Source organism: Haematomicrobium sanguinis DSM 21259, assembly GCF_000688395.1.
In the GTDB taxonomy this organism is placed as follows: Bacteria; Actinomycetota; Actinomycetes; order Actinomycetales; family Micrococcaceae; genus Haematomicrobium; species Haematomicrobium sanguinis.
In genome coordinates this window covers 51,125-70,328 of record NZ_JIAG01000010.1, presented here as the reverse complement: position 1 = coordinate 70,328, position 19,204 = coordinate 51,125, and the positions used below count along the sequence as shown (strand labels likewise).

The 19,204-nt window shown below is 61.1% G+C and carries 16 protein-coding genes and 2 tRNA genes; 11 read left to right on the top strand and 7 right to left on the bottom strand.

What is annotated here, in order from left to right:
- Positions 1 to 68 precede the first annotated feature (68 nt).
- Together O148_RS16030 and O148_RS0109915 are read left to right on the top strand one after the other, a co-directional pair.
- On the top strand, positions 69 to 548 hold the full coding sequence (locus tag O148_RS16030; RefSeq protein WP_035745745.1) for an acyl-CoA thioesterase: 480 nt from the start codon (positions 69 to 71) through the stop codon (positions 546 to 548).
- Entirely contained in the window at positions 545 to 1,186 is a 642-nt protein-coding gene (locus O148_RS0109915; protein ID WP_035745743.1) for a DUF8185 domain-containing protein, read from the top strand. Before O148_RS16030 ends, O148_RS0109915 begins: the two co-directional genes overlap by 4 nt.
- Here the strand turns inward: O148_RS0109915 and O148_RS0109910 are convergent.
- The 4 genes from O148_RS0109910 to O148_RS0109895 all read right to left on the bottom strand — a co-directional run bounded on the left by O148_RS0109910 (position 1,183) and on the right by O148_RS0109895 (position 6,555).
- Positions 1,183 to 1,662 (bottom strand): globin, encoded by a 480-nt coding sequence (locus tag O148_RS0109910; protein WP_026530781.1) that lies wholly within the window; start codon positions 1,660 to 1,662, stop codon positions 1,183 to 1,185. The two genes, O148_RS0109915 and O148_RS0109910, sit on opposite strands and share 4 nt — an antisense overlap.
- The gene (locus O148_RS0109905; RefSeq protein WP_026530780.1) at positions 1,659 to 2,147 is read right to left on the bottom strand and encodes an OsmC family protein; all 489 of its coding nucleotides are present in this window, start codon (positions 2,145 to 2,147) and stop codon (positions 1,659 to 1,661) included. The genes O148_RS0109910 and O148_RS0109905 overlap by 4 nt, the downstream gene beginning before the upstream one ends.
- The gene (pepN, locus tag O148_RS0109900; RefSeq protein WP_026530779.1) at positions 2,144 to 4,690 is read right to left on the bottom strand and encodes an aminopeptidase N; all 2,547 of its coding nucleotides are present in this window, start codon (positions 4,688 to 4,690) and stop codon (positions 2,144 to 2,146) included. Before pepN ends, O148_RS0109905 begins: the two co-directional genes overlap by 4 nt.
- A 95-nt stretch (positions 4,691 to 4,785) precedes the next feature.
- Positions 4,786 to 6,555: an extracellular solute-binding protein gene (locus O148_RS0109895; protein ID WP_084157249.1), complete on the bottom strand. Its 1,770-nt coding sequence runs from the start codon at positions 6,553 to 6,555 to the stop codon at positions 4,786 to 4,788.
- Positions 6,556 to 6,692: 137 nt separating this feature from the next.
- Between O148_RS0109895 and O148_RS16025 the strand changes: the two genes are divergently transcribed.
- On the top strand, positions 6,693 to 7,532 hold the full coding sequence (locus O148_RS16025; protein WP_051620088.1) for an aspartate dehydrogenase domain-containing protein: 840 nt from the start codon (positions 6,693 to 6,695) through the stop codon (positions 7,530 to 7,532).
- A gap of 39 nt (positions 7,533 to 7,571) precedes the next feature.
- Complete coding sequence (locus tag O148_RS0109885; RefSeq protein WP_026530777.1) at positions 7,572 to 8,051, top strand: ribose-5-phosphate isomerase; 480 nt, start codon at positions 7,572 to 7,574, stop codon at positions 8,049 to 8,051.
- Positions 8,052 to 8,060: 9 nt separating this feature from the next.
- On the opposite strand, the gene O148_RS0109880 is transcribed toward O148_RS0109885, so the two are convergent.
- The gene (locus O148_RS0109880; protein WP_026530776.1) at positions 8,061 to 9,824 is read right to left on the bottom strand and encodes a type 2 periplasmic-binding domain-containing protein; all 1,764 of its coding nucleotides are present in this window, start codon (positions 9,822 to 9,824) and stop codon (positions 8,061 to 8,063) included.
- Between the two features lie 263 nt (positions 9,825 to 10,087).
- Positions 10,088 to 10,161: transfer RNA gene (locus tag O148_RS0109875), tRNA-Gly, on the bottom strand.
- Between the two features lie 138 nt (positions 10,162 to 10,299).
- On the opposite strand from O148_RS0109875, the gene O148_RS0109870 reads away from it, so the two are divergent.
- The 7 genes from O148_RS0109870 (at position 10,300) to O148_RS16015 (ending at position 16,392) form a co-directional block, all read left to right on the top strand.
- Positions 10,300 to 10,374 (top strand) — tRNA-Pro (locus tag O148_RS0109870).
- Positions 10,375 to 10,431: 57 nt separating this feature from the next.
- Positions 10,432 to 11,898, top strand: a complete 1,467-nt coding sequence (gene tig / locus O148_RS16020; protein WP_051620087.1) for a trigger factor — start codon at positions 10,432 to 10,434, stop codon at positions 11,896 to 11,898.
- A 220-nt stretch (positions 11,899 to 12,118) separates the two neighbouring features.
- On the top strand, positions 12,119 to 12,739 hold the full coding sequence (locus O148_RS0109860; RefSeq protein ID WP_420805782.1) for an ATP-dependent Clp protease proteolytic subunit: 621 nt from the start codon (positions 12,119 to 12,121) through the stop codon (positions 12,737 to 12,739).
- A 70-nt stretch (positions 12,740 to 12,809) separates the two neighbouring features.
- Positions 12,810 to 13,499: an ATP-dependent Clp protease proteolytic subunit gene (locus tag O148_RS0109855; RefSeq protein WP_026530774.1), complete on the top strand. Its 690-nt coding sequence runs from the start codon at positions 12,810 to 12,812 to the stop codon at positions 13,497 to 13,499.
- 144 nt (positions 13,500 to 13,643) lie between these two features.
- On the top strand, positions 13,644 to 14,933 hold the full coding sequence (gene clpX / locus O148_RS0109850) for an ATP-dependent Clp protease ATP-binding subunit ClpX (RefSeq protein ID WP_026530773.1): 1,290 nt from the start codon (positions 13,644 to 13,646) through the stop codon (positions 14,931 to 14,933).
- An 11-nt stretch (positions 14,934 to 14,944) separates the two neighbouring features.
- Positions 14,945 to 15,574 carry a mycothiol-dependent nitroreductase Rv2466c family protein gene (locus O148_RS0109845; protein ID WP_026530772.1) on the top strand — a complete coding sequence of 210 codons (630 nt, stop codon included), beginning with the start codon at positions 14,945 to 14,947 and terminating at the stop codon, positions 15,572 to 15,574.
- Positions 15,574 to 16,392 carry an alpha/beta fold hydrolase gene (locus tag O148_RS16015; protein WP_051620086.1) on the top strand — a complete coding sequence of 273 codons (819 nt, stop codon included), beginning with the start codon at positions 15,574 to 15,576 and terminating at the stop codon, positions 16,390 to 16,392. The genes O148_RS0109845 and O148_RS16015 overlap by 1 nt, the downstream gene beginning before the upstream one ends.
- A gap of 176 nt (positions 16,393 to 16,568) precedes the next feature.
- Here O148_RS16015 and valS read toward each other — a convergent pair whose 3' ends face one another.
- Positions 16,569 to 19,193, bottom strand: coding sequence for a valine--tRNA ligase (gene valS / locus O148_RS0109835; protein WP_026530771.1), 2,625 nt, complete (start codon positions 19,191 to 19,193; stop codon positions 16,569 to 16,571).
- Positions 19,194 to 19,204: the final 11 nt, after the last annotated feature.

Sequence of the window (19,204 nt, the reverse complement as noted above, 5' to 3'; positions counted from 1 at the left end):
CACGGCGTGTCGCGTGCGTGTTTTGCACAGTCGATTGTGAGGGGGTGAGTTTTTGACATGATGGACACATGAGTTCCGGCTTTCTTTTCCCGATCCAAATGCGTTACAGCGATGAAGATTCCTACCAACACGTCAACAACGTCACCTACTTACGCTACCTTGAAGACGCCCGCGTCCGCCTGCTCAATACCCCCATCACCTGGTCCGAAACCCCGGGCGTCAACGGCACATCGCTCAAGGAGCACGCCCCCGAGGGCGCACTGCCGATGGTTGGCGGTCAGCGCATCGAGTACCTGAATCAGCTCACGTTCCGCCTCGACCCGATCTTCGTGCGCATCTGGGTCTCGCACATCGGCGGCTCCTCCTACACGCTGCAATACCTCGTCCAAGAAGAAGACGGGTCCACCATCTACGCGCACGCCGAAACCGGCATCGTCCTCGTCAAGATCGCCACCGGCCGCCCCGAGCGCCTCTCCGCCCCCATGCGCGACGGCCTCTCACCGCTGATCGGCGAGCCGGTCAATTTCCGCAGGATGGGGGTTGCGTGAGCGATCTTCTGATGTTCGACGACGAACCCTCCTACCGCGACTTCGCTCACCTCGTGCGCCGGGCTAAGCAGGTGAGCGACACGGGACTCCACCTGGTTGCCTCCGGGAGCGTGCTCGCCAGCTACGTGGCCATCCTCGCACCGAAGAATCTAGGGGAGAAAACACCGACCATTTTGGGATTGCGCACGAGCGTCCTTGCCCAACCAGCGAACATCAACATCACCGTGTCATTGGCTTCACTGGCCGATCGCATTGCCCGCCAACCCATTAGTTCAACAAGTATTAGTGTGCCGCCTACCGAAGTGTCGGTTGGCTGGTCGGGAATACTGCCGCCGCGCGGCGGCTGGGAATCGGTCGGAGAACTGGACGCAGGCTTCTTGGAATCGGTCGCGAAAGAGGGGATCGAGGAGGTGGCCCGCGCGCTCCCGGAGAACCCCGGACCGCACATGGTCACGGCCGCCCGGAACGCGATCTGGGGGAGTCCGGTTGCCGAGGACGAACCGCTGCCCAAAGGTGCGGCATTTGCCGCGTTCACGCTCGGCTTCCTCAAGGTGACCGGTCCTGTCCCGATATTCACCTCGGGGCGTTGGACGCGGCTGAGCACGCCGGTGGGTCATGTGCTCGTCAAGAACAACTAGGCGCTATTGACCATGGAGTGTGCTGCACGTTCCAGATAATCCCACAGCATATTCTCATACAGCGGCGGCAGGTGCGCTTGGTCCACGGCGGCGCGCATGTGCAAGAGCCAGCGATCACGCGCCTCGGCGTTGACCCGGAACGGCATGTGCCGCATCCGCAAGCGGGGGTGTCCGCGTTCTTCGCCATAGGTCTTTGGGCCGCCCCAGTACTGTTCCAAGAACATGAGCAGTCGCCGCTCGGCAGGTGCCAGGTCCTCTTCGGGGTACATGGGCCGGAGCAGTTCGTCATCGGCCACGCGGCGATAAAACTCGTGCACGATCGCGGCAAACGTTTCATGCCCGCCCATTGACTCATACATGCTCTCGCTTGGCTGGGTGAACCCCGCCTGGTTGCTCAAACCCAGATCTTTGCCGCGGGGTGCGGCCGCACGGGGATTGAGCGGCTCGGATGGTCCGCCAGCGGTATCTGAGCTCATTCTCCCGACTCCTGAATGACCACCGTCGGTTCCACATTGACCGCAAAATTCACCGAGCGGGCAATGAAACAGGCCTCGTGTGCGCTGTGGTGCGCATCGAGAGCCGCTTGCTGGTCCTCCGCGCTTGCCCCAGCGGCGAGAGTGACCAAAGGGTACAGGGTTACCTCTGAGAACTGCCCGGAGTTATCACTATTAAGAACCAACGTGCCGCGCGCGGAGTCCTGATAATCGACGACAACTACACTAGCGTTGGTTGCCATATGCAAGTAGGAGAGCATGTGGCATTGCGCGAGCGCGGCGATGAGCAGTTGCTCTGGGTTCCACCGATCGGCGTCCCCATGGAAGGTGCGGTCGGCGCTAGCGGGAATGTCGGGCAGATCGGCGGCGGACACGGTGTGTTCTCGACCGTAGTCGCGGTAACCGCTCGTCCCGGTGCCTCGATTGCCCTCCCACTGGACGCTGACCTGGTAGGAGTGTTCGCTCACTTGTCGGCTGCCTGCGCTTTCAAGGCTCGGCGGAGCGAATCGGTGCTCTCGCTCACCAATCGCCGCAATGCGGGCTTCCGGTCGCCAAGTTCGTCAAGGAATGCCTCGCTCGCGTCCACGGTCGCTTGATCCGCCTGCAGCCGCGGGTAGAGCCCGGTGACAATCCGCTGTGCCTCATCATTGGTGCGCTCATCCCAGATGCGCTCAATGTTCTTGAAGTATTTGGCTGCAAATTCGCTCAGTTGCGCCGGATCGGTGACCTTGTTGAAGCCCTCAATCACGCCGCTTTGAATATTGTTGGAGAGCTCTGCGCCCTTAACAATAGACTTCCACGCCTCCTTTTTGGCCTCCTCGCCTTGTACTGCGGCGCGGGCGCGGGCGGCGCTCTTTTCGCCGGTGGAGGTTTTGTCCTGCGCGGCCATCGCGGCGATCTCGGTTTCGCCGGCGCGTCCCCCGACCACCAGTGCCGTCAACAGATCCCACTTGAGGTCTTGGTCCATAGGCAAGCCTGGAAGCGACTTACCGCCGGTCAAGAGCGATTCCAAAATGTCCAGGTGCTCGCTCGAGCGGGCATGCTCGGCAAAAGCCTTGACGAACTGCAATTGGTTGTCCGAGCCAGCCTCGGCCGCCTCGGTGAGATCCCACAGGCTCTCGGCCAACGCCACCCGAATAGCGTCACGGTCGGCCGGGTCCACGTAAAGATCAACGCTGGTGGCCAACTGGCGCAGAATAATCAGGGTTGCCGAGGAGTCGGTTTCGGTACCGAGGTTACCGATGGCCAGCTCTATAAAGTTCCGGGCCGGGATTTCTCCATCGCGGGTTCCGTCCCAAGCGGCGGACCACAACAGGTTTCGTGCCAACGAATCGCTGACCGCGCCAAGGGAGCGGGTCGCGGTACGGAAGGAGGCGTCATCCAAGCGGATTTTCGCGTAGGCGAGATCCTCGTCATTGAGCAACAGCAGCGCAGGGCGTTTCTTCCCGGCGGCCTCGGCAACGACGGTGCGTTCCCCGTCAACATCCAACTCAATGCGATCGGTACGCTCCAACGCACCGGATTCGTTGAGGTTGTAGAAACCCACAGCCAAGCGGTGCGGCCGCAACACGGGATGCTCAGCGACGGCGCTCTGCGTGATCGCCAGTTCGGTAATGACCCCGTCCTCGTCCACCGCAATCTCTGGCCGCAGGGTGTTGACTTGGCTGGTTTCCAGCCACGCTTTGGACCATTCCTTGAGATCGCGCCCGCTTGAGGCTTCAAACTCGGAGAGGAGATCCGGGAGTGTGGTGTTCCCAAACGCGTGCTTCGCGAAGTAACTGCGCACGCCCTGCATGAACTCCTCTTGGCCGACCCACGCCACCAGTTGTTTGAGCACCGAGGCGCCCTTGGCGTAGGTAATCCCGTCAAAGTTGACCTGGACATCTTCCAGATCATTGATCGGCGCCACGATCGGATGGGTTGACGGGAGCTGATCTTGCGCGTACGCCCAGGATTTCTCCACGGCGGCGAAGGTTGTCCAGGCGTCCTTGTACTTGGTCGCTTCCACCGCCGCCAGGTGCGAGGCGTACTCGGCGAAGGACTCGTTGAGCCATAAGTCGTTCCACCACTTCATGGTGACCAAGTCGCCGAACCACATGTGCGCCAACTCGTGCAGCACGGTAATCGCGCGGCGCTCCACCTTCGCTTGCGCAACGCGAGAGCGGAAAACGTAATCCTCAAGAATCGTCACCGCACCGGCGTTCTCCATCGCCCCGGCGTTGAATTCGGGCACAAAAAGCTGGTCATATTTGGCAAACGGGTACGGCCGGTCGAACTCGCGCTCAAAGAACTCGAAGCCCTGGCGGGTCAATTCAAAAATCTCCTCGGCGTCCACGTAGTCCATGAGGGAGGCGCGCGCATACAGCCCCAGGGGAATGATCCGTCCGTCAGCGCTCGTCAGTTCCGAGTGCACCGACTTGTACGGCCCGGCGACAATCGCCGTCACATAGCTCGCCAAGCGCACGGTGGGCTCGAACGCAAAGGAGGCAACGCCGTCGTTCTTCTCCGGTTCACCGGTAGGTTGGTTGGACACCACGGTCCAGTTCTCCGGGACGCGCACCGTGAATTGGAAGGTCGCCTTCAAATCCGGTTGCTCAAACACGGCAAAAACGCGCCGAGAGTCCGGAACCTCGAACTGGGTGTAGAGGTACACCTCGCCGTCCGCCGGGTCGGTGAAGCGGTGAAGGCCCTCGCCGGTGTTCATGTACTTCATCCGCGCCTCGACGGTGAGTTCGTTGGTGGTTGCCAGATCATCGAGTTGGATACGCGTCCCATCGGCAACGGCGGCCGGGTCCAGTTCGCGCCCGTTGAGCACCACGCGAGTTACCGAATCCGTGATGGCGTCGATAAAGGTGGAACCGCCTTCGGTGGCTGAGAACGACACTCTCGTGGTGGAGCCAAAGGTGTCTTCGGTGGGACGGCTGAGATCGAGGTCGATGTCATAGCTATCCACGGAGAGCAGGTCGGCGCGACCTTGCGCCTCGGTACGAGTGAGATTTTCGGCGGGCACCTGGTGGGCCTTTCTGAACGGGGGTGCAAGAAGTGATGAGTTTAGTCAATCACTTTTGTTTCGGTGCGGCACGTTTCAGCTCTGGCGCGCCCCGCCTAGCCCAGTTGCTTGAATCGATTCCACGCGGTCTGGTAGGTGCTGGTCAGCGTCTCTACTCCTCGGTCGGTGGCGCCCTTGACGAAGGCCTTCCAATCGTCTTCGGACTCCGGGTCCTTGGCTCCGTTCGCGAAGGCGGTAATCGCTTGCACCAGGTAGGTGTTGATATCCGTTTGCGGGGTCAACGCGGCGGTTGCTTCCTCCGTAGTGAGCGGGACTTGCGGCAACTGCCATTCTTGGGGTTGCTGGTACGGGGCGTAGTTTCGCTCCGATTCCAGGCGCAATACCTGTTCAAAGTTGTACTGGCTCTCGACAACCTGTTCGCCATCGCGGTAGGAGAGCGAGCGGAAGTTGGGAGCAAGCTGGCCCCACCAATCCTTGTTGTCGGGACCGGATTTTTGCGCGTAGATGGCCTGTTCGCCGGTGAAGCCTTTGGCTCCTTCGGGCGACCATTCCCAGGTCACCCCTCGCGGACCAAAGGTAGTGGTCAGGGTCGCCTCCATTTCCAGCATGAGGTCCATCCATGCCGCCGCAACCTCCGGAGTCTTGCAGGCGCGGGTGATCAGACCGCCAGTGTCGGCACCGCCATAGTAATTCCATGCAGCAATGCGGGTGCCATCTGGCCCGGACATCGGCGCCATGGACTTCCACCGGTTGATCGCGGGGTCTGAGACCTTCGTCATGACCCCTGGGTGCGGGGAAGCTACGATGAAAGCCCGATCTTCCGGGGTCACCCGCTGGAGCTGTTCAATGGTCTGATTCCACCACTTAGGGTTGACCAAGCCCTCTCGATTCAGCTGGGCAAAGAACGCAAAACCGTTGCGCGCCTCGTCGGTGATGGCCGGAAGAATTACCTGCCCGTCCTTGTTCAGTGCCAACGCGCTGGTCCCCGGGAAATAGGTTAAGGACCCCATAATCGGCATGTCCCACCGCAGTTCCTGCTGCGCGCCGCCGTCGCTCCAGGTGGTGTAGGTCTGCATTTGAGGATCCAGCTCCTTGGCCGCGCGCAAGGCTTCGACAAATTCCTCGGTGGTGGTAGGAATCTCGGCACCGATCTTGTCCAACACGTTCTGGTTAATCCAGATCTTTTCCGCCGCGGATCGGCAGTGGTAGCAGTCATTGATCGTCGGGAAGGTGTACAGCTTGCCCTCGGTCGAGCGAAGCAGGCTGATTTGGTCCTTGTACTCGCTCAGAGCCATTTTCGCGTTGGGGCAGTATTTATCGATGATCTCGTCGAGTTCAATCAGCACACCGGCGGCACCGTCTTGATTGAGCATCGCCGGGGACATGACGGTGCCGTAGGGATTAAAGAAGACGTCCGGCAGGTCATTCGAACCGATCATGGCGTTTACCTTGCTGGTCAGATCCGCGCCGCTGGGCAGAGTGATCCATTCCACCGACACTCCCGTGCGTTCCTCCATCCACTTGGAGACTTTATTGGTGTCCCAATTCGCGATGCTGGCGTCCGTGGTGGTGGCGACCTTCAAGGTCACCTTCTCGGTCACGATCGGTTTCGGCGTGTATGCCTTGGGCCCCACGTAGTTCGGCGGGTACTGGACGGTGTCGATCAGGGTGAACTCCGGTCCGCCTTCCGGGGGCAAGATTCGGTTCGGGTCCAGGTCGCTTCTCGCCGCAGCGCCTCCACCGCTACAGCCGGCGAGTCCCACGGCAGCTAACGAGAGCGCCATCCCGCCCAGGAAGGTTCGGCGGCTGGTCCCCACTGCTCCCGGTTTCGTGTGGCTGGCCAAGGTCGAATCTGAGTTGCGCATAATTACCCCCTAATGTTTATTTCGGTGTGATTCTGTTCACATCTGTTGTCGGTCAAGCTACCGCAAAACATCGGATGAATCAAGGCTTATCTTCGGGAGGCATAGCGTGTCGCCGACGGGTTTGCTTTAGTGGTGACATGACGCATGCCCGCACCTCGGGTGCCCCGCCAGCGCAGCGCCGGTTCCGCGTGGGGCTGATAGGCCGCGGCTCCATAGCGGGTCACCTAGAGACGCTCATCGGCGCCTCGGACTACCCGCTCACAATCATCGGATCAATTGGCCGAAGCGCTGGGTCCAACGGCACCGAATTCACCGAGCTCTGCGCGAGCGCCGACATCGTCATCGAATGCGCGAGCGTCGACGCGGTCTCCACCTGGGCACCTCGCGTTCTCGCGAGCGGCACACCGCTGATCATTACCTCAGTCGGTGCGCTCGCCAACCAAGCGCTGCGCCACACGCTACAAGCGTCCACCACCTCGTTCTGGCTCACCACAGGTGCCATCGGCGGTCTTGACCTCATCTGCGCGGCCGCCCTGTCCGGCGGCCTCACCGGCATCAAAATTACGACGGCGAAGCGCGCCCAAGCCTTCAACCCCGCCCTGGTTGCCGGGCTGGGGGAGGGCAGGCGCACGATCTTTCGCGGCACTCCCGATGAGGCGATCCAGGCATTCCCGGCGACCGCGAACGTCACGGTGGCGCTCTCCCTGTCCGCACCCGGCGTGCCCGTTGAGGTGGAGGTCATCGCCGACGGGAGTGCCGAACGCACAGTGCACCGCATTCAGGCGTCGGGGAGTGCCGGTAGCTACGATTTCCGCATCGACAACGAGGTCAACCCGGAAAATCCCAAATCCAGCGGCCTCACGGCCAGAGCCCTACTCGCCGCACTGGTTGCGCTGGCTGGAGGCGGTATCGCGTTGCCGTCCGGTCATGCCCCGGACCTCGACCCCGCGGTGCGACTGGCAACCCGTTTCATTTAGGCTGGGACTCACACACTTCTTTTGGCGCGAAAGGTGATCATGCGCGTACACATTGCTACCGACCACGCAGGGATGGAACTCTCGGCGCACCTGGTCAAAGTTCTGAGCTCGCAAGGCTACGAGATGATTGATCACGGCCCCAGAGAATATGACCCGCTGGACGATTACCCCGCCTTCTGCATTGCCGCCGCCGAGGCAGTCATCGCCGATCAAGAGGCCGGCGTCGACGCGCTCGGCATTGTTCTGGGCGGCTCCGGCAACGGCGAACAGATCGCGGCCAACAAGGTCAAGGGCATCCGCGCGGCGCTCGCCTGGAACCTCGAGACCGCGCGCCTAGCCCGCCAACACAACGACGCGAACGTCGTTGCCGTGGGCGGACGCCAACATTCCATCGAAGAGGCAACCGCCATCATCGAGGAATTTTTGAAAACCCCGTTCAGCAATGAAGAGCGCCACATCCGCCGCATTAACCAGATCAAGGAATACGAAGACACCGGCACGATTGCCGCAGCAAACTAGCCTCGCCAACTAGGCGTTACGGAAGGCATCGACGGCAGGCTGCATGACCTCGATAATCTGAGTAGCCCCGCGTGAGGCGACCTCGTCCTTAAAAGCTTGCCACGCGCCGTCGTCGTTTGCGTTCCGCTTACCGGAGGTGAATTCGAAAACCGCCTGTTGCAAAAAGGTGGAGACATCCGAAATTTGGGTGGCAATCGAGCCCGCTTGAGCCTCGTCAAGGTAGAGCGGGGGCACCTGCATCTCTTGCGGCTGCGCATAGGGGAAGTACAGATCTTCACTCACGGTGCGCAGGGTCGCTTCAAAGGAGGGATCCTTCGGGTCGCTTTCCTGCGCGTCGCGGTACATGGTGGAGCGGTAGGTGGGGCCGTACTGGTTCCAGCACTTGTCCTTGCGGGCTTTGTCATCAAAGTTGCTCCAATACATGGCCGGACCGCCAATCAACCCCTCGGCGCCCGGCTTAGACCAATCCCAGCCCTCGCCCTGGACACCCAGTTGGCTGGCGCTCGTCGCGGTGGCCTCAAACATGAGATCGATCCACGCCGCCGCCATTTCTGGGGTCTTGCAGGTCTTGGAAATGAGGCTCGCCACGGACATGCCGCCGTAATAGTCCCAACTGACGACGGCTTTGGTACCCGGAGCGGAAAACGGTTCGAGTGCCACCCAGTCGCGGTACTTGGGATCGCCAATGTTCATGAATTCGCCCTGATACCCGGCCGCGATCATGAGCACGTTGCCTTGAGCCACCTGGCGCTTGAGCTGATCGCCGGTCTGATTGAAGTTTGCCGGGTCAATCGCACCGGACTCGCGCAAGTCCGACAGGTATTTCAGGCCCTCGCGCGCCGAGTCCCCGGTGAGACTGACGTACACCTTGCCGTCCTCGCCGGTCGCCAAATAGTTCTGCTGGAATGCATTGACCGTCCCCGGGTAGTAGCCAAAGGCGCCAAGCGGCATCATGTCGTAACGTAGCGCGCTACCGGGCGTTTCATTCGCGTAGGTGGTGTACGTCTGGATGTTCGGGCGCGCCTTTTTCGCGTCCAGGAGCACCTGCTTGAACTCCTCGGTGGTCCTTGGCATTTTCAGCCCCAACTCGTCCATCGTCGGTTTGTGCACCCACACGCGGTCCCAGTAGCAGCGGCAGTGGTAGCAATCGTTGAGCTGCGGGACGCCATACAGCCCGCCATCGGGGGCAAACAGCGCCTTCGCTTCCTCGGCAAAGGTATCTAACATCATCTGGGTATTGGGTGCGTACTTCGCCACGATGTCTTTCACGTCAATGAACGTCCCCTGTTGGGCATTGGCGTACAGCGCGGATCTGCTGAGCGGGTTCATCAGCACGACGTCCGGGAGGTTCCCCGAGGCGATCATCGCGTTGAGTTTGGTCAGCCCTTCGTCGCCCGCGGGGATCACGGTCCAGTCCACCGAGATGCCGGTGCGCTCCTCATACCACTTGGTCATGGCATTGGTTTTCCAGTCGCCGACCGTCGGGTCCTGGATTGCGACCACGCTGAGCGTGAACGCCTCGGTGACGAGCTTTTCCGGGGTGTATGCCTGTGGGCCGTCGTAGTCCGGCGGGTACACCACGCCGTCTACCGGTGTCTTTGCCGGTCCGCCCTCGGGCGGGAGCAGACGGCTCGGGTCTAGGGATGGTCCGGCGGGTTTGGTTGGGGTGCTAGGGGAGCAGGCAGTGAGGGCGCCTCCGGCCAGTGCGGCGCCGAGCGTGGCGCCCAGAAATGCTCGGCGGGATGGCGTCGGGAAACTGGTGCGAGTGCTCATGAAGTTTGCTCCTGTGGAATCGTCGGCCACTGCCGGATGATCATCCGACTAAAGGTGGCAACGGCGCGGATGAATTCGTCGTTAGTGCACGAATCTAGCGCTAAAGATCAGATCAATCAAGGGTTGCGTAGGCGCTCGAAGCACCCCAATGCCCGGTGAGATGTTCGACGGCGATGCGGCCGCGCCGTCGTGCCTCACCTGGTGCGTCACTCGCCAAGGCGAGAAAAAATTGAAGGCCCCAGCCGCGAACGGCTGGAGCCTAGTGGAGGGGACGACGGGAATCGAACCCGCGTAATCAGTTTGGAAGACTGAGGCTTTACCATTAAGCTACGTCCCCGCTTACGCCTCTCGGCACGGTAAAAAACCAGATATAACTACACCACACCCGCGCGCCACCTGACAAATCAGCGCGCCGGAATCCCGCGGATTAGGTGAACCACCGGGCCATTACGTAGACTTTCCACTGCACTAAATTCGGGGTGTAGCTCAGCTTGGCTAGAGCGCGCGCTTTGGGAGCGTGAGGTCGCAGGTTCAAATCCTGTCACCCCGACTCTGTATCGTCTTTACAGAAAAACCCAACACAAACAACCTCAGGGAGCACCTCGTCGTGAAGAGCGCTGTCGAGAACCTCACACCTACTCGGGTGAAACTCAACGTAGAAGTTCCGCTTGAAGAGCTCAAGCCGCACATCGATCAGGCTTATAAGAGCATCGCTGAACAAATCCAGGTTCCGGGATTCCGCAAGGGTAAGGTTCCCACGCGCATCATCGATCAGCGCGTCGGCCGCGGATACGTGCTGGAAACCGCCATCAATGAAGGTCTCAACGACTTTTACCAGGCGGCCGTGGCGGAGACCGAGATCCGTCCGCTGTCCCGACCCGAGGTGGAGATCACCGAGGTTCCCGACCCCACCGCCGATAGCGGCGAACTGAAGTTCAGCGTGGAGCTGGAAACCCGCCCCGAGATTGATCTGCCGGATTACACCGGTCTGGACATCACCGTGGACGCCATCGAAACCGACGAAGCCGATGTCGACGCCGAACTGGACGCCTTGCGCAGCCGCTTCGGCACCCTGAAGCCGGTGGACCGTCCCGCCGCTGCCGATGATTTCGTGACCATTAACCTGGCCGCGAAGATCGATGGCGAAGAGGTCGACTCCGCCGAGGGGCTCTCCTACCAGATCGGTACCGGCAACATGCTGGACGGCATGGATGAGGCGCTCACTGGGCTGAGCGCCGATGAGGATGCCACCTTTGACACCAAGCTGGTCGGCGGCGAGCACGCCGGCGAAGACGCTTCGGTCACCGTGAAGGTCACCGCCGTCAAGGAGCGCGAGCTCCCCGAGGCGAACGATGACTTCGCGCAACTTGCCAGCGAGTTTGACACGATCGAAGAGCTGCGCGAGAGCCTGGCCGAGCAGGCCAAGGAACAGAAGATTGTCGGCCAGGGCATTGAGGCTCGCGACAAGGTCATCGACAAGCTCGTGGAACTGGTGGATGTGCCGGTGCCGGATTCTGTCATCGAGGAGCAGGTGGAGCAGCACTTCTCCGGCCCGGGCGCCGAGAACGCCGAAGCCGACCACGATACCGAAGAGCACCGCGCCGAGGTCCGCAAGAACACCGAGAGCGCGTTCCGCAACGAGCTGATACTGGACGCGATTGCGGACAAGGAAGACCTGCAGGTTTCCCAGCCGGAACTCATCGAGTACATCGTGACGATGGCGAGCCAGTACGGCATGGAGCCGCAGCAGTTCGCGCAGGTGCTGGAGCAATCCGGCCAGGTGCCGATGATGATTGGCGAGGTCCGCCGCCGCAAGGCGCTCTCCACCGTGTTGGAGTCCGCGAAGGTGGTTGACACTAACGGCGATGAGGTTGACCTGTCCTCCTTCGTGACCCCGAGCGTGAGCGAAGAGGACCTGGCTGCCGCCGAGGGCGCCGATCTCGAAGCAGCTGAGGGAGAAGCCGGTGCCGAGGCTGTGGCTACCGAGGTTGCCGAGGGCACTGAGGACGCTCAGGCGGGCAAGGACCTCAAGGGTGAAGGCGACGCCGACGACCCGGCCAACATCAAGTTCTAATTCCCGCTACCCGCGGGAGACTTAAAGTGGGGCGCGCACCATAGAGGTGCGCGCCCCACTTTTGCGTGCGGTGGGCAGCGCCCAGCGAACAAGCCCGCCGTGCAAGCCCGCCGGGAGTATGCGCCATCAGCGAACAGGTGCAAAACCGGGAGCAAATCGCCCCGGAAACGGGTTAGTGTCCACATAAGGATCCCGGACAATTTCGACTAGGAAGAGACACATGACAGATTCACCCAACACGCCGACGATGGCTACCGAGCTCGTGGGTCGTGACGATTTCATTTACAACCGTCTGCTCAAAGAGCGCATCATCTGGCTCGGCTCCGAAGTCCGCGACGAGAACGCCAACCTGATCTGCTCCCAGCTGCTCCTGCTTTCGGCCGAAGACCCGGAGAAGGACATCTACCTCTACATCAACTCGCCCGGCGGCTCCATCACCGCAGGCATGGCGATCTACGACACGATGCAGTTCATCCCGAACGATGTCGTGACCGTCGCCACCGGCCTCGCCGCCTCGATGGGACAGTTCCTCTTGTCCTCGGGCACCAAGGGCAAGCGCTACGCCACCCCGCACGCCCGCATCCTGATGCACCAGCCGCTCGGCGGAATTGGCGGCACCGCCTCGGACATCAAGACACAGGCCGAACTCATCCTGGACATGAAGCGCGTCATGGCCGAGCTCACCGCGGAACAAACCGGCAAGAGCGTCGAGCAAATCCTCGAGGACAACGACCGCGACAACTGGTTCACCGCGCAGCAGGCGCTGGAATACGGCTTCTTCGACCACATTTCCACCAACGCCTCCACCCTTCCGGGCGGCGGCGGCACGGCAGCCAATTAATGCACGACGGCGTGTCCCCGACTTTTCGGGGCATCGTCACCACAAATTTTCGAAAGTGTGAGAAATAGAGATGAACTTTGATTTTCGTTCGGCAGGAGAACTGCCCAACCAGAACCTTCCGGTGATGCCGTCCTCGCGTTACGTGCTGCCGCAGTTTGAGGAGCGCACCCCGTACGGTTTTAAGCGCCAGGACCCCTACACCAAGCTCTTTGAAGATCGCATTATCTTCATGGGCGTGCAGGTTGATGACGCCTCCGCCGATGACATCATGGCGCAGTTGCTGGTGCTGGAAGCGACCGACCCGGACCGCGACATCACCCTGTACATCAATTCACCGGGCGGCTCGTTTACGGCCATGACCGCGATCTACGACACGATGCAATACATCCGCCCGGAAATCCAGACGGTGTGCTTGGGCCAGGCGGCCAGCGCCGCGGCCGTGTTGCTTGCGGCCGGTACCCCGGGCAAGCGTTTGGCGCTGCCGAACGCGCGTGTGCTGATCCACCAGCCGGCATTGGGCGGCGGACAGCAAGGTCAAGCGTCCGATCTGGAAATCCAGGCCAACGAAGTCATGCGTATGCGCACCTGGCTTGAGGACACCTTGGCGTTGCACTCGGGTGGCAAGAAGACCAGCGAGCAGGTCAACCGCGACATTGAGCGCGATAAGATCCTGACCGCATCCGAGGCCCTGGACTACGGGCTGATCGACCAGGTTCTCGACTCCCGCAAGCTGGTCAAACCGGCCATCAACGTCGAGTAAAAATCCGTGAAATCCAGGTGGGCTGTGCGTCATGCACAGCCCACCTGCGTGTTTAGCGAAAGTTTCCGCTCGGTGCTCTAGAGTGGAAGACGGACACGTTTTTCGCGTCGGTTTTGTTGTAGAGGAATTATCGGAGGCACCACTATGGCACGTATGGGCGAAAGCACTGATCTGCTCAAGTGCTCGTTCTGCGGGAAGAGCCAGAAGCAAGTGCGCAAGCTCATCGCCGGGCCCGGCGTGTACATTTGCGACGAATGCATCGAACTCTGCAACGAGATCGTTGAAGAAGAGCTGGCCGAGGTCTCAGACCTGGGAAACTTTGAACTTCCCAAGCCCCGCGAAATCTTCGACTTCCTGCAGGAGTACGTGATCGGGCAGGAAACCGCGAAGCGCACCTTGGCCGTCGCGGTCTATAACCATTACAAGCGCATCCAGGCGAAGGCCAACGCAAAGCCGAAGAAGCTCAATGACGAGGCATCCGCCGAGGAGGTGGAGATCGCCAAGTCGAACATCATGCTGATTGGACCGACCGGCTGCGGCAAGACCTATTTGGCGCAGACCTTGGCGCGCCGGCTAAATGTGCCATTTGCTGTGGCCGATGCCACCGCGTTGACCGAGGCAGGCTATGTCGGCGAGGACGTCGAGAACATTTTGCTCAAGCTCATTCAGGCCGCCGACTATGATGTCAAGCGCGCCGAACAGGGCATCATTTACATTGACGAAATCGACAAGATCACCCGCAAGAGCGAGAACCCGTCGATTACCCGAGACGTCTCCGGCGAGGGCGTGCAGCAGGCGCTGTTGAAGATTCTGGAAGGTACCGTGGCATCCGTGCCTCCGCAGGGCGGGCGCAAACATCCGCATCAAGAGTTCATTCAGATCGACACCACGAATGTCCTCTTCATTGTGGCTGGTGCGTTTGCCGGTCTCGAGGAAATCATTGGCGCGCGCGCCGGGCGAACCGGAATCGGGTTCGGTGCACCGCTCAAGGACGCGTCCAAGGACGTGGACAATTACGGCGAGGTTCTGCCCGAGGACCTACTCAAGTTCGGCCTCATCCCCGAATTTATCGGCCGTCTTCCCGTCATCACCACCGTGTCCAACTTGGACCGCCCGGCGCTCATCAAGATTTTGACCGAGCCGAAGAACGCGTTCGTCAAGCAGTACCAGAAGATGCTGGATCTGGATGGCGTGGAGTTGGTCTTTGACGATGAGGCGATGGACGCCATTGCCGATCTTGCCTTGGAGCGTGGAACCGGTGCGCGCGGACTGCGCGCGATTCTGGAAGACATCTTGCTCCCGGTCATGTTTGAGGCACCCAGCCGTGACGATTTGCACTCGGTCATCGTGACCGCGGACTCCGTGCGTAAGCAGGGCGAACCGACCCTCGTCACCCACAAGGAAGCGGCCAAGCGCCGCCCCAAGTCCGCTTAAGGAGCGCTTTCATGAGCACCGCCCCCGCCAATCAAGACAAGCAATCCGTCGATTTTTGGTTCGATCCGATCTGCCCGTTCGCCTGGGCTACTTCCCGGTGGATGTTGGAAGTCGAAAAGGTTCGCCCGGTTTCGGTCACCTGGCACGTCATGAGCTTGTCCGTTCTCAACGAGGGCAAGGACGATCTGCCCCAGCGCTACCGCGACATGCTGGACAAGGGTTGGGGTCCGGTTCGGGTGGCGATTGCGGTGGAAGAGAAGTTTGGGCAGGAGGCGCTTGGCCGGTTCTACACCGCCATTGGTTCCCAGTTGCACTATGCCAAAAATGACGACAACCTGGACGCGCTAGCGAAGGCGCTGCCCGAGGCGGACCTGCCTGCCGATCTCATTGACGCCGCGAGTAGCGCCGACTTTGATGAGAAACTACGCGCCAGCCACGCCGACGGTATTGACCGTGTGGGTCAGGACGTCGGTACGCCGGTCGTCGCGTTCAACGGCGCGGCCTTCTTCGGCCCGGTCATCACGCGTGTTCCCACCGGCGAGGATGCTGGACGACTGTTTGATGCGTCGGTCGAATTGGCGAGCTTCCCGTATTTCTTCGAGCTCAAGCGGACCCGCACCGAGAGCCCGACCTTCGACTGATGCCCACGGACGTCTACATCACCGACGTCCCGATGAGCGAGGCCCTGGATCCGCAATATCGGGAGTTTGTGCTCAACCTGCCCGGGCTGGCAAGTAAGGATCTGCGCATCCGCCATCGTGGGCGCGGGGAGCGCGCATACATCCTCATACACGGTATCGGCATGTCGGCCAAGTATTACCTTCCCTTGGCGAACATCTTGTCCGAGGATGCGCAAGTTTTCTTGGTGGAGCTTCCCGGGTTTTCCCGCAATGACAAGCCGCCTCGACCGCTGAGCATGGCCGAGTTCGCCGACTCGGTATGGCAAGGCATGGTGGCGATGTGGAAGCAACGCTACATGCAGCCGGAAAATGTGGTGGTGGTCGGACACTCGATGGGAACCCAGGTCGCGGTCGAGATGGCCTTGGACACTCCGGTCGAGCCCGAAGCAGTGGTACTGATGGCGCCGACCGTCAATGACCGGGAGTCCACTCGCTGGCAGCAGAGCCTGCGCCTTCTGGAGGATTCCTACCGGGAGTCGCCCGAGCTCGGCCCGATCGTGGTCTTGAGTTACCTGCGCTGCGGATTGCCCTGGTTCTTCAAGACGCTCACCGAAATGTTGAATCACCACATGCGGGATCGGCTGGCCAAGATTGAGTACCCCGTCATGCTCATCGGCGGCGACGCGGATCCGATTTGCCCACCGAGTTGGCTGGATCGGGTGCGGGACAACGAGTCCAACGTGGAGGATGGTTTCGTTAAGCGCGCCGCGCACGCCATGCACTTCAGCCACCCTTCCGAGACGGCCAACCTCATTCGCGCCTCCCTCCCTTCCAAGTAGCGCGGCCCTCCCGCAAACACCTTCTCAGCGCGGGAAAGTTCGGTGAGATGTGGCTGGGTGGTGAGTATCGCCGTCGTACCTCTCGGCTCATCCGCTAATTTCGTTTTCATCCCGCAATTGCCGGATGAAAACGAAATTAGCGGATGAACCGCGCAACTGAAACTCGGGGATCGGCTCTAGCCGGTCGGGGCTTCCTCCGGCTGGAGTTCGACGTCCCTGACCGCGAACTCAGCTCCGGTCTTGAGCTCAATGTTCTCGGCGTTGGCCGCGGCCTTGAGGTCATCGAGGGCGCTGGCAAGTTGCGCCACCTGTGCGTCGGAACCTTCGATGACCGCATTGGTGACGAGCGTGCGCTGCTTGACTTTCGCCTCGCTCTTGGCCTTGCGCAGACCGGCGAGAGCCTGCCCCGTCAGGGTCAGCGTGCTCGGGTCGGCACCGGAGACAAAACGGGAGACCTGCTCAGCGGAAGCCCACCCGGTCGCGTGGACGGATCCCGAGCGCCACCAGCGCCAGACCTCGTCCGTAGCGAACGGTTGGAACGGCGCCAACAGACGCAGGAGCGCATCGAGCGTGGTGGCCAGCGCGATGATCGCGGAGGTTTTCCCCTCCTCACCGTGCGAACCGTAGGCGCGGTCCTTGACAAGTTCCACATAGTCGTCGGTGAAATTCCAGAAGAACGACTCAATGAAGCTGAGTGCGCGGGCGTAGTCGTAATTCTCCAGTGCGGCGCTGGCTTCTTCGATCACGGTGGCAAGCTGAGCCAGAAGTGATGTGTCCAGTGCTTCGGTCAGCGACGCGGCGTTCGCTTCGCTCAGGATAGAATCCGCCGTGGCACCGAGACCCAACACGAACTTGGACGCGTTGAGCAACTTGATCGCCAAGCGGCGGCCGATCTTCATTTGCGCCGTCTCGTAAGCAGTGTCCGCACCCAGCTTGGCGGAGGCCGCCCAGTACCGTACCGCGTCCGCCCCGAACTGATCGAGAGCATCGGTGGGGACAACCACGTTGCCCTTGGACTTTGACATCTTCTTGCGGTCTGGGTCCAAGATCCACCCGGAAATGGCCGCGTTCTGCCACGGAACCGAGTCCTGCAATTCGTCGGCGCGAACCATGGTGGAGAACAACCAGGTGCGGATGATGTCGTGGCCTTGAGGGCGCAGATCAAAGGGGAAGACGCGGTTGAACAGCTCATCGTCGGTGCTCCAACCACCGGCAATCTGCGGGGTCAGCGAGGACGTTGCCCAGGTATCCAACACATCCGGATCGCCAATGAAGCCACCTGGTTCCCCGCGCTGCGAGGAATCAAAGCCTTCCGGCGCCTCCGCAGCCGGATCGACCGGAAGCGCGGCGTCATCGGGGACGATCGGGTTGTCATAGTCGGGATCGCCATAGTCGTCCAACGGATACCAGAGGGGGATCGGCACGCCGAAGAAACGCTGACGCGACACGAGCCAGTCGCCGTTCAAGTTTTCGACCCAATTTTCATAGCGCGAGCGCATAAAGCTCGGGTGGAAGTCGACCTTGCGCCCGCGCTCAATGAGTTGCTCTCGCCGATCCGCATCACGCCCGCCATTACGCAGGTACCACTGGCGGCTGGTCACCACTTCCAGGGGCTTATCGCCCCTTTCGTAAAAGTTAACCGGGTGCGTGATCTTCCGCGGTTCGCCATCCAGCAGACCCGCTTCGGTGAGCATTTCGGCCATTTTTTCTTTGGCAGAGAACACGGTGAGACCGGCCAATTGCCGGTACGCTTCCCGGCCGGATTCCGAGGTGATCCATTCGGGAACCTCGGCGGTGATGCGGCCGTCGCGGCCAATGATGGCGCGTGTTGGCAGGTTGAGTTCGCGCCACCAGGTCACGTCGGTCAAGTCGCCGAAGGTACACACCATCGCAATACCCGAGCCCTTGTCCGGCTTGGCCAACGGGTGTGCCTTGACTGGGACCTCCACCCCAAAAATGGGGGACGTGACGGTTTGCCCGAACAAGGATTGGTACCGCTCATCATCGGGGTGCGCCACAAGCGCCACGCAGGCGGCCAAAAGCTCGGGGCGAGTCGTTTCGATAAGGACGGCATCGCCGTCGTTCTTGGTAAATCCGTAGCGGTAATAGGCGCCGGGAACTTCCTTATCCTCCAGCTCTGCCTGCGCCACCGCGGTGCGGAAGGTGACGTCCCAGAGCGTGGGAGCTTCGGCCATGTAAGCGTCGCCGGCAGAGAAGTTCTTGAGGAAAGCGCGCTGCGAGACGGCGCGAGAGTGCGAGTCAATGGTGCGGTAGCCCAGGTTCCAGTCCACCGAAAGCCCGATGCGCGTGAAGAGATCCTCGAAGACCTTCTCATCCTCGCTGGCAAGTTCCTCACACAACTCGATGAAGTTGCGCCGGGACACGACGTCCCAGTCGCGCTGATTTTTGGCCGGGCTCGCCGGGGGCTGATAGGTCGGGTCATACGGGATGGCCGGATCGCAGCGAACGCCGAAATAGTTCTGAACGCGCCGCTCGGTGGGCAGGCCGTTGTCATCCCAGCCCAGCGGATAGAAGACCTTTTTGCCGCGCATGCGCTGGTAACGGGCGATCACGTCCGTCTGCGTGTAAGAGAAAATATGGCCGACGTGCAGCGAACCGGACGCGGTGGGCGGGGGAGTGTCGATCGAGTAGACCTCGCCGCGGTCCGCGTTGCGATCGAAGGTGTAGATTCCTTCGGCTTGCCACGCTTCGTGGAGCTTGGACTCGAGCCCTTCCAACGCTGGTTTGTCCGGGACGGTCGTGTTTTTGGGCGTGTCTGTGCCCTGAGTAGTTTCAGCCATGCATCTATTGT

Coding starts and splice junctions, on each gene's coding strand:
- O148_RS16030 (WP_035745745.1), top strand. CDS start 69: ATGAGTTCCGGCTTTCTTTTCCCGATCCAAATGCGTTACAGCGATGAA.
- O148_RS0109910 (WP_026530781.1), bottom strand. CDS start 1,662: ATGAGCTCAGATACCGCTGGCGGACCATCCGAGCCGCTCAATCCCCGT.
- O148_RS0109895 (WP_084157249.1), bottom strand. CDS start 6,555: ATGCGCAACTCAGATTCGACCTTGGCCAGCCACACGAAACCGGGAGCA.
- O148_RS16025 (WP_051620088.1), top strand. CDS start 6,693: ATGACGCATGCCCGCACCTCGGGTGCCCCGCCAGCGCAGCGCCGGTTC.
- O148_RS0109885 (WP_026530777.1), top strand. CDS start 7,572: ATGCGCGTACACATTGCTACCGACCACGCAGGGATGGAACTCTCGGCG.
- O148_RS0109880 (WP_026530776.1), bottom strand. CDS start 9,824: ATGAGCACTCGCACCAGTTTCCCGACGCCATCCCGCCGAGCATTTCTG.
- O148_RS0109860 (WP_420805782.1), top strand. CDS start 12,119: ATGACAGATTCACCCAACACGCCGACGATGGCTACCGAGCTCGTGGGT.
- O148_RS0109855 (WP_026530774.1), top strand. CDS start 12,810: ATGAACTTTGATTTTCGTTCGGCAGGAGAACTGCCCAACCAGAACCTT.
- clpX (WP_026530773.1), top strand. CDS start 13,644: ATGGCACGTATGGGCGAAAGCACTGATCTGCTCAAGTGCTCGTTCTGC.
- O148_RS0109845 (WP_026530772.1), top strand. CDS start 14,945: ATGAGCACCGCCCCCGCCAATCAAGACAAGCAATCCGTCGATTTTTGG.
- O148_RS16015 (WP_051620086.1), top strand. CDS start 15,574: ATGCCCACGGACGTCTACATCACCGACGTCCCGATGAGCGAGGCCCTG.
- valS (WP_026530771.1), bottom strand. CDS start 19,193: ATGGCTGAAACTACTCAGGGCACAGACACGCCCAAAAACACGACCGTC.